General features: G+C 58.5%; 2 protein-coding genes and 2 pseudogenes. All 4 read right to left on the bottom strand.

What is annotated here, in order from left to right:
• Positions 1-282 (bottom strand): annotated as a pseudogene (locus tag llg_RS23025) (TIR domain-containing protein); the annotation flags it as partial.
• A 241-nt stretch (positions 283-523) separates the two neighbouring features.
• Positions 524-2,047 (bottom strand): annotated as a pseudogene (locus llg_RS11565) (DNRLRE domain-containing protein); the annotation flags it as partial.
• A 119-nt stretch (positions 2,048-2,166) separates the two neighbouring features.
• Positions 2,167-7,194, bottom strand: a complete 5,028-nt coding sequence (locus llg_RS11560; protein WP_338290086.1) for a glycoside hydrolase family 98 domain-containing protein — start codon at positions 7,192-7,194, stop codon at positions 2,167-2,169.
• A 368-nt stretch (positions 7,195-7,562) separates the two neighbouring features.
• Entirely contained in the window at positions 7,563-11,180 is a 3,618-nt protein-coding gene (locus tag llg_RS11555) for an autotransporter-associated beta strand repeat-containing protein (protein WP_338290085.1), read from the bottom strand.
• Positions 11,181-11,254: the final 74 nt, after the last annotated feature.

The following is an 11,254-nucleotide window of genomic DNA, read 5'->3' as shown; positions in this document are numbered from 1 at the left end:
TTACTCTACAAGGCCTTCCCGCTCAAGCACTAGGCGGATCTCCTCGAATTTCGCTGCAATATTCCCGGTTGGGAATCGGATTTGCCCAAGCCCCTGTATATTCGAGAACTCTTCGCATCCCTCCTCAATGAGCAAAATTGCCTTCTCGAAACCCAGACGCCCTTGGAAAAGTCCAGCTTCGTGAATCACGTTCATCCGCGCGTGAACCTTCCCATCGGCCTGTTCGTCCTCCGCCGTAAGTACGATAAACGCCACCGCTGCGCTGTCCAACATCTGGGAAACCGCCGGTGAGGCGCAACGCCCCATTTCTCACCGCGCTCCCGCCCCCCACCCAGGAGGAGGCGCCGGACAGCAAGCCGTTCCAGCCATTACCGGTGGAATCAGCCGCGGTGATGCTGTCGGCCTCGTCGAAACGCAGGTGCGCCACCGCGGTCGCAACCGGCACGGCGGCAGGATAAATGGCTTCGAGCAGCGGCCGCTTTTCCAAGGTGCTGGCTTCCTTGGAATGGAAGCCGATGAGAGTGTTGGAATTTACCGGATCGGAAATACGTAGCGAGAGAACGCCATCGCCGCCCTCGCTCTTCGCCGCCGCCGTGACATCCACGGTGGTCGCGACGTCCACCGCATAACCTCCCAGAGTGGCGAGGATCATACTGCCCCCCGCTGGCTGGTTGCTCCAGATTAGGCGCGCCTCGGTCCAAGTGTCATCGGAAAGCGCCTCGTAGGCGAGGCTCGCCGACCCGTCTACTTGGAACGGCACAAGCCGAAGGCGAATTCGGGTGGCATCGGCCAGCCCAACGGCGCTGAATTTCAGATAGCTTCTCCGGTTGAAGCTCGAACCGGCAGATCCGTCGCTTTTCACCACGAGTTGCGGACTCGTTCCGAAATTGCTCCCGGTGTTGCCTGAGCCCTCGCGCACATAGGCGTCCGCTAGGGGCGATCTGGCGAGGGTCTCGCCGCCACTGACTTCGAGGTAATCAATGTTCGGCAGGCCAGTAGCGGAAACGGCGCTCAGGCGAACATCTGCGCCCCCCTCGCCAACCGGGGCCGAAACGGTGACGGTGCTCCAGACGCCCCACGAGCCGGTGGCCGGAAAGGACACGTTGCCGACGGCCGTTCCATTGATGACCAACTTCCCCATCCGGGTATCGGTGGAGGCGTAGCGGAACGCAAACGACTTGGTTGCAGCAAAAGGAAATCTCATCTTCCAGGAAACGCCCGCACCGACGGCATTGGCGGTGTTGGCGAAACCCGATCCGGTGAATCCCGCATTGTTGTTGTCGACGGTTCCATCCACTCCGACGAAGCCCACCTGGTTTTCCTGAAAAACGATCCCGCCGTTGCCGACGATCGGCCCGTTGACGGTGTAGTTCTTGCAGAAGTTCCAGATTTCCTGGCTGGTATGGATGCCATTCGCGGTGTCGTTGGAAATCCAGTGCCCCTTCCCTTCCAGTGACATCAACACAACCTCGACACCGTTCGTTCCCGGACCGTAATAATACTTCGTGCAAATCGAGTTGGGCTTGTTGGACGGGTAGGGATCCGTGACAACGGGCACGCTGGGACAAGCATTGCGTTGCACCCAGGCATTGATATGGGACTGCACGTTGCCGTAACCCACCACATCGTCCGCGGTACCGTGGGTGTGGATGATGGGAATCGGTCTCGAACTGGTGGTATTCGGCCCGCCGATGGGATAGCCGCTGATGGGGGCAAAGGCGGCAATCTTGTCGGCGATCCGGGTGGCCGCGTAATAGGTCATCATGCCGCCCATCGAGAAACCGGAGAGATAAACGCGGCTGCGGTCGATGTTGTAGCGACCAGCCATGTAATCGATGACGGCTAGGATGAGATCGATGTCGGTGGTGCCTGAGAGACTCCATGAGCTGTTGAGACCGTTCGGATAGGCGACGAGGAAGCGCTCGGTGTCAGCGATGGGATCGAGCGCGGCCTGGGATTGCTGATAGGCGGCATTCTGGTTGAGGCCGTGCAGCGAAATGACCAGTGGCCGGTTCGCCTCGATCCCAACCGGAGCATGAATGATCATGTTCCGCGAGATTGATCCCACCGTGAGGTTCACGGTTTCCGCCCATGCAGTCGGCAGCACCAACACGACAGTGGCGGTGACAAGGGCACGAAGGAGACGGTAAAAACAGAGGAAAGAACTCATGGCTGAAGGATGAGAAGGCGGTAGAACCGGCGTCGCGCGGCGGAATCGACAGGCATGAAGAAGTTCAGGGAACCTCCGTTCCCCGCCTGGGACGGCCCGTGGTTTAACCAAGCGCCGACGGCGAGGTTGTCGTTGTATTGGAGCTGATAGGAGTGGCCGATGACGGACAGGGCCAAGTTTAGGCGAGCATTTCCCCCGGCGAGTTCGATGACGGGCGCCTTCAGTTCCTCCGGGGAAACAGGCGGAGCCGATGGTGTGATACTGGCCTGTGTGGAGGCACCGCTTTCGCCGATGACGTTTCTTGCCGTAACGACATAGTGGTAGGTCACTCCTGCGGTAACCGTATTGTCGTCGAAAGAGGTCGCCGTCACACCGCTGGCCAGAGAGATGTAACTGGGACCGCTGATGGTGGAGCGTTTTACGGTGTAGCTGGCTGCGCCTGCCGCAGGTGCCCACGCGAGGTTCACCCGCGAGGACGACATGGCCATAGCAGTCAAGCCTCCAGGGATGGCTGGCACAATGGTCTCGACAGGGCCGGATCCAATCGGAGCGGCCAGGCTATCGAGCTGGATGACGAACTTGTCGAGGCCGGTACCATTCTCGCGGTAAGCGATCTCCAGCAGGTGCCCTCCTGCGGCGAGATTGTCCAGAATCGAGCTGTCGACGGAGTACCATGTGCCGTTTCCAGCGCGTCCGTTTTCCATCACCCAGTTGCCGCCGTCGATCCGCCAGAAGAACGAATCGGCGTCAGCATTGGCGGCGAACACGCGGAACCAGAATCGGTAGTTGCCGGTGGCCGCGATGCTGAAATCGTAGGACGCGACGAACTCGCCCGTTTCGCCATCAGGGGCGGTGCCGATGTTATTATAGGTGGGAATGACCTCGAGATAAGCGCTGTTCGACGCGCTGGCGTTGGCGGTGGTACGCCAGCGGTTGCCGAGTTTGCCGTTCTCCGCTTCCATCGAAACGACGCCGCCTGTTTCCTGATAGGCCTTGGGTGTGGTGCTCACGATTGCGCTGGCGCTGCCGTCGCTGATGCCGTTGCCCGCCGTGACGAAATAGTGATAGGAGGTGCCATTCACGACGGCGGTGTCGATGAAAGACGTGCCGGTCAGAGAGCCGACCACGACAAAGGGCCCGCTGCTGGAGGTGGCGCGCTGAACGATGTAGCCGCTTGCACCGCTTGCCGCATTCCAGCTCAGGGTGACCTTCGCGTTGGAAGCCGTCGCCGCCAGGTTCGGTGCCACAGGCGGCCACGCGAGTTTGCCGACATCCGAGGCGTTGAGTGCCCCCTTGTAGATCCTGAAATCGTCCACGGTTCCGGAGAAGGCCGGATCGGTTGACGCGATGGATTTACCGATGAAGTTGTTAGGCGTGACGCCGAGTTGCGATGGCCGAATGGTCATTGCTGGATTGGCGGCCACCTCCGACCCATTGATGTAGATCTTTCCGGAGTTTTCTCGTAAGGTTACGGTCACATGCGTCCATACGCCGACAGTGAAATGCGGAGCGGATGTTGCTTCCATCGTTTGCGTCGTGCCATTCACGGTGAGCGCGAATCGCATTGTACCGGTCGCCGTATGCGGCGTGAAATCCATACGATTCAGGGTGCTGCCGTCGTTGAAGTCGAAGACGCGGGCACCGTTGGAAAGCGTGCCGGGCTTCACCCAGAACGAGACGGTGAAATCCGTGACACCACCCGTGATGCCGGACGGCAATACGACATGGCTGCCGCCGCCGAGAGCGAGCGCACCATTGATCCGCGCGTTGCTTCCACTCACCCACGCGGGGCCGTTGACGAGTGCTCCGTTCCAGCCGTTGCCGGTGGAATCCGCCGCGGTTAGGCCGGTGCCATCGTCGAGAAGGAGGTGAGCCATCTTCACCGCGCCGGGACTCACCGTGGGAACAGCGGTATAGGCCAGCACCGGCCTATAGGCGGCCGTGGTGCTTTCGCGCGAATGAAACCCGACGAAGTTCCAGCCTTCGTTGGAGATCCGCAACGAAATGATGCCGTCACCCGCAGCCTCGCTTTTCACGACATTTGTCAGATCGACCGCTATCGGCTGGCCGACCGTGTATCCGCCCACGGTTGCGGCCAGCGTTCCGGCGGCGGTGGGGCGGTTGTTCCATGTCATTGGGGTTTCGCCCCAACTATCGTCGGTGATCCGCTCGTAATTGAGATTCGTCGCTCCATCCACCTGGAAGGGCACGAGCTTGAGCTTGGCGCTTTCAACATTCGCCAGGCCGCTGACATCGAACTTCATGTAGGAGACACGGCTGAAGTTCGCATCGGCCGCATCATATTTCGCCACCAATTGGGTCGCCGTTCCGAAGTTCATCCCCGCCGAACTACCACCGCGCGCATAGGTATCTGCCAGCGGTGCGATCTCTCCGGCCGCTTGATCGCCGCCCACGCCGAGGAAATCGATTTCAGGCAGTCCTGAGGTGGACACCGCCTGAAGCCTTATGCGGGATAACCCCGCGGTCACCGGCGCGTGGACCGTGACAAGGTCCCATGCGGACTGGGAGCCGGTGGCGGGAAATTGGATGCTTGAGACGACTTTGAGGCCGTTGATGTAGAGGTCGGCGACCCTTTGCTCCGCGCCTGAATGGCGGAAAGTGAGGGAGGCGGTATCCGCAGCCGAGAAATCCAACCACCAGTCGATGCCTGCTCCCGCGGCATTTTGTGTGTTGGCGAAGCCGGCACCCGTGTATCCTGGCCGACTACTTTCGATGGTGCCATCCACCCCACCGAAACCCGCCTCGTTTTCCTGAATCACCAGACCGTTCCCGTATGTGGTCGGCATCACTGTGATGCCATCGAAGTAAAGCGGACTGGGCCGCGTGGTGGTGGCACGGAACTCGACGATGTTTGATCCAGCATTGAGCAAGATGTTCTGCTTGTGGATAGCCCAATCGCTCAGGGTTGGTGTTTGCGTGAAAGCGGGCGTCGCCACCTTGGTTCCGTTCACGTAAAGATCGACGGTGCCAATGTCCGCGCCAACGACGGAGTATCGCGTCTCAAGTCGATAGGTGCCGGAGGAGAGCACGCTGACCGTATCCCGGATGGCAGCGGTGGCACTGGTGCCGATATTCAGGTAGCCTTGCCCACGATAATTACGGATGCTGCCGTTTTGGCCGCCGTTCGTCGTGCCGGCGATGCCTTTGTAGTCGAAGCACTCCGCTTCGTACTGCCGTGGCCCGGCGAAGGCCCGCGGGGGAACTGGAGGAAGGAGGGCAGCGGGAGTGAATTGGACCAGTTTTCCGGTCGCGGTGCCGGCGCAGTTCACCGTGATGTCGAGCGGTCCGTTGTGTTGAACGGTGAGAGTGAAAACACCACCCGACCAGGCTTTCGTCACCACACTGGTCAGATGACTGCCACGGTCGGCCCAAGTAAAGGTAGGCTCGGCGGTGGCTCCGTGGATCGCGATCGTGTCGGTCTTGAGACCGGTATCGATCACGTTGTCGTAATTGCTGAGATAGAAGGTCACCTTGTCGGCGAATTCCTTCACGACCCCTGCAGTGTATTGGGAGCAGGTCAGCGCCATCCGGTCGCAGGTATTGTACTGGAATGGAATGCTCCCGCTTGCTGTTTGGCCGGTCTTGTAGGGATTGTAGATTACCCACCCGTTCTCGTGACGCCCGGCGTAGAGGTCGCCGGTGGCCTGCTGGGGAAACAGGCTGTTGAATTCGTTTACCTTGTTGGAGACCGCTGGCCAGCGGGTCGCGTAGGCTGATCGGTTGACTTTTATCTGGAACGCATTCGCATCGGCATCGTCGAGCTGATAGACGGTCGGCACGGTGGGGTAGCGTCCGGTTTTCTTGAAAAATGATTTGTTGTTCAGCAGGTTGCCGTCCCCATCCATGCGATAGAGACCTTCGAACAGGGTATCGGGCGAGCTGTAGATGGTGTCGGTGCCGCCGGTGTTGACATTGTTGATGATGACCACCTTTGTGCGATCGATGACCTCCCGTCGGCCCGGGATACGCACGGTGCCATCCACCACCTTGCGGAATAGGTCGATGCTGACGTTGTCGAACTGCGGATAGGTCCCCCACCGCCTCATGGTGTAGCCATCGGTTGTCGCGGCCGCGGACAGTTCACGAAAGCATTGCGTCCAGATTAGCTCGGGACCATCGAACACTGTCTGCCCGGTGAGCATCACGTGTTCGAGAAATGGCGCGCCCTGCGTCGCCATGGTGAAATTCTCATGGCTCCCGCTGACGTCCGTCCAGCCGGTATCATCGTAGCGCATGCCATACTGACCTGTGTAGCCGGACAACCACGAACCCAGGCAAATGCTTTCCATGTCGGATTGGTAGGATTGCTGGGTGTATTTTTCGCACAGGATGTAGTTCTCCGTGTAGTCCCGGCAAGCAGCGGCGAATGCTGGAATGCGCTTCAACATCGCGATCGGATTGATGCTCGGCGACCACTGGTTTCCGCACCAACTGACGACCAGATAGCCACCGTAGCGGTTACTCAGTGCCAGCAGGTTCGCGAAATGATTGATGCGGTCGCTCCATTTTGCGGAAAGCGGATCGGTCTGGCTATCATAGCCCCAGAATTGCTCCGCATAGTTGAAGCCGATCATGTTCGGGTAGTCCCGGTAAAACTCCTCGTATACGGAAAGGTCGAAGTCTGAAAATTGGCTGAAGCCTCCGCTCGACGGCTGGACCATGACCCACATCCGCTGTTCGGCGCAGGCGCGCAACCATGATTTGGCAACCTCGTAGCCATACTCCGCCACTTGGAACTGGCCTGTCGTCTCGTTGTGGCTAATCGACAATGAAATATTCATCACCACATACGGCCGGATGTCCGGAGGAATGAGGGCGATGATTTTTTGCGGATCAGGGTAGTTCCACGTGTCAATGTGAACCAGCCACATCGGTTGGTTCGGAGAAATCGGCCGCCGCAGCGGCGCGGCATCCGTTCGAACGCTCGCCAACAGAAGGGCTAGGACAACAAGTGGCGCGATCAGACACCGGAGAAGCTGTTTTCCGGAACTGAGGTTTTTCATGGTGGGTTTTCCGAGATATGGATTCAATTCGCCTTTAGCTTTGGCTAACCTTCTTCGGCCAAGTGCTTTCGTCCCTACGTCCAAGTAGGCAACCGCACCGTCATCGTCGCGAATGTGATTGGATTTTGGCAACGATGACCCTCATGCCGTCCGAAGAGTCGAAGCGTCGTTTCCAGCCCATTGCCATTTTCCGCGGCCTGGATTCGTACGGATTCAGGCCGAGAAGGAAGCACCTTTCGGCGGCGATGGACGAGAGAGTTGGCTTCACACAGCTTTCGCCTGCGTAAAAAATGAAAGATCAGTTCTTCGCGCTCAGCGTGGGCCTCCCTTGCGGCTAGAAGCCGCAAGGGAGGCCGGTGGCAACAATATCAATTGGGAGTCACGAGCAATCGGACAAACAGTTTTCCCTGCCCGCTTGGTGGGCTGTAAGACACCGAGGTTCCGTTGTCAGTCGCAGTCACGTCAGTCCATGTCGTGAGATTCGTCGACGTCTGAACCTTGTAGGTGCCACTGAAAGTCGCGCTTTTGGGCCACGTGACCGTGCCACCCACAAGCGCAGCATTGGCAGTGAAGGATGATCCGCTCTGCCCCATGAAGTACTCCACGCCATTACTGACTCCATCATGGTCGTAGTCCAAGTTCGCAGCCTGACCGCCGGCGTTCGCGGCTGCCCAGGTGGCATATCCTCCGGGGCCAGCGGTCACGAGGAGAAATCCGCTGACACCGCTGAAGCGAGCGTCGTCAATGTGCTCCGCTCCCGAACCGGTGGCCCCCCAAGTACCTGCTGCTTGCTGGGTGGCTCCAAAATAGAGCGTACCCACCACCTCCATTCCATTGGCTTCGATGCGTCCCCCGTCGACCACGACCTTCCCCGTATCCGGAAGGGAATTACCCAAGACAGCGAGAATGCCGCCGGTTACTGTCGTATCGCCCGTGTAGGAATTTATACCAGCGAGAATCTGGGTTCCATCTCCGGCCTTGATGAGCGAGATATTCGCTGCCCCGGCAATAGCGCCGGAGTAGGTATAGGGACCGTTGGCGGAACCAAAGTTGATCGTAAGCGCTGCGCTACCGGGAGTGCTCGTGACCGTCCCCCCTCCGCTAAGCCCCCCGACCGACGAGGCTATCCCATTGAGGTTCCAAGTGGAACTGTCCTGGATTCCGAGCATCCCTGTATTCCCGATGCCCGCGACCAAGGTATTCCCTCCCATCAAGGTGATGATGCCACCTGCGGTACCGCTGATCTTCGGTTGGTTCACGGTGGGGACATGGACATTCCCCGCCCCTATCATGTCAGCATTGTTTCCCACCGTGATTGGTCCTCCAGTGGTATCGAAAGTACCGCCGCTTCCATTGATTTGGATCAGGTTGTTGTAGTCAAAAAGGGCGATGCCGGCGGCATTTCCACTCTTCAAGGTTCCACCATTGAAGTTGATGGAGACGGCCAAGGTATCTGCAAAGAGGTTGCCATTGGCCTGGAGAGTGCCTCCATTCAGATTCAAGGACCTGAATTCGCTCAGACCGTTTGAGGTGATGCCGCTCGTGACATAGGAGCCGCTATTGATCGTGACGGTGGTTCCGAAGCTGTTGTAGGAGATCGCTCCGCCACCTGTATTGACCCCACCGTCAATCGTCACTGTTGCCGGGGCAGTGAAGTTCAACGCTCCGCTGAACGAGTTGTTGCCGGTAAGGCTGAGGGTGCCCCCACCGCCATTGACCGCAATGCCCGTGGTACCCGTGATATTGGCAGAAATGATCGCGATGCCCGCCGTCGTAGTGACGCTCAGAGCAGACGGCGAAATGGTCCCATTCAAAATTGTGGCCCCGGTGGCGGCAGGGGCTGCGATGGTAATGGCATTGGATGTCTGACTGCTTCCGCCAAGATCCAAGGCCCCTCCCCCGAGCGCAATTGCGCTACTTCCCGCAATGCTGGCTGCTCCCCCGAGGGCAAGAGTTCCCCCATTGATGTTCGTTGCCCCGGAATAGGACGTCGATCCGGTCAACCCCAAGGAGGCGCCGCCAGTTTTGGTGATGCTGCCTGCTCCCAACGTCAGATTGGCCGAAATAGTCGCGGCAGCGACCGAGTTGGATGCAGTCAATCCGGTCGCGGTAAGAGACCCTTGCTGGATGACAACTTCGCCACTGATGGTCAAAGCCCCTACCGAGCAATTGAGTCCTCCCAGATCCAGCAGGCCGCCGCCACAAGTGAGAGGATTGCTGGAGGAGCCGAGGGTGCCGTTGCCAGAGAGGGCAATCGTACCGGCATTCATGGTGGTACCACCGCTGTAGCTATTGGGTGCAGATATGATGAGAGCGCCCGCGCCATTCTTGTTCAATGAGCCGGAAGCAATCCCGAAATCACCGCTCAAAAAGTAGGTTTGTGAACTATTGCTGAAATTGACGACGGACGGGTTCACACTCGCACCGGAAATCGAAACAGTGGTGTTTACAGCCGTATCGTCAAAGAGGACCACATCGCCATCGACGTAATCGGTCTGGTTTCCTCCGTTGACGAGTTGCCAATTGCCATTCGCCCCCGTGCTGCCCTGCTTCCAATTGCTGCTATCCAAACCCGTCCATTTGGGTGAATCGCCCAGGATCTGAAGTCCAATCGTGGATCCGTTGAGCACCAGAACCGAACTTTGGCGACTGGTCAGGCCACCGATGGTGCCTTTGGTGAAATTGGAGATCGCACCACCAAAGCTGCCACAACTAACGAGATTGTAGGTTACCCCGCTGTTCCAAAACGAGTTCGATGCGTTGATGATGACCTGGCCGTTGGCTGGGACGGTGGAGAGGGCGTTGGAGACAATGATTCCCGAAGTTGCAGGATTACCATCATCCGTGATGCTGATGGCCGCACCACCGTTGAAGCTCAGACTGCCGACCGTTAGAGGGATTGAGTTTCCGTTGCCATTGGCGACCACCCCGCCCGTTCCATTGCCCACCGTGACGGCGCCTATCGTTCCCGTGCCCGCAACGAAACCGCGGGTGAGGGTGATGTTACGCGTTGACGCAGTGGAACTGTCATGCAGGTATTTGGCACCCGTGCCATCCACCGTGATGCCGCTTGTGGAATTGATCGATCCGGAACCGCTGACCGTGAGCGTGCCTCCATTGATCGTAGTCCCTCCTCCATACGTGTTCACGGCTGAGAGACTGAGGGTTCCCGCTCCGACAATCACCGTGCCTGTGCCGGAAATCACCCCTGAGATCGCCTGGCTTGAAGAGCTGTTGTAAGAAAAAGTCGCGTTGTTTGTGATCGTTTGGGAAAAGCTGCCACCATTCAATTGGCCTCCGCCTCCGATCCTCAACGTGCCACCGCTGATGATGAACGGAGAATTGCCTCCGGTATTCGCGTTGGTGAGAGTCAGGATGCCCGTCCCGCTTTTGGTGACATTGAACCCTCCGGCTCCCGCTGGCTTCAGTGAAGTATCGACCTGCCAGTTGCCTGCTCCATCGAAAGTTACCGTTCTGCCCGCGCCCGAGCCGCTGTTCAGCGAGAGGTCCGATTTGAAGGTTGCCGTATTTACACTATTGTTGATCAGGGTGTTGCTGGTGTTCCCCCCAGGATTGCGGAAGACGAAGCCCGCAGTCCCGGAGCCATCCCCAAACGAGACGGCACCCGCTCCGCTCTCGATGGTCAAATTGCCAAACGCAAGATTGCCGGTCCCATCAAGTGTCAAGCTGCCGGTATTCGTAGAGGTAACGTAAAAATTGGTTCCGTTGGGTGAACTCCCGAAACCTCCACCCCACGACAGAACAAGGTTGCCAGCCACGGTGCCATTCCATGTGGCAATATCGCCGTTGCCGCCGGGGGTGGTATCCCCCGTCCAGTTGGCAGCATCCCCCAGGTTCACCGTGCTGGCACCACCATCCCAACTCGCATTGGCTCCTTGGGCAAAATGAATGGTATTCACCGCCGCCGCCCCCATTACAACGAGACGAACAAGGAGGAACGGAACGGGTCGCAGGCGTAGCTTCATCGGGTTTTGTTTTTTGGGGGTTTGGAAATCGGGAATTAGAATGCGATGATTTTCCCGAAAGTTACTCGTTTAAT

This window comes from Luteolibacter sp. LG18 (assembly GCF_036322585.1).
In the GTDB taxonomy this organism is placed as follows: domain Bacteria; phylum Verrucomicrobiota; class Verrucomicrobiia; order Verrucomicrobiales; family Akkermansiaceae; genus Luteolibacter.
This window is presented reverse-complemented; position numbering and strand designations above follow the sequence as displayed.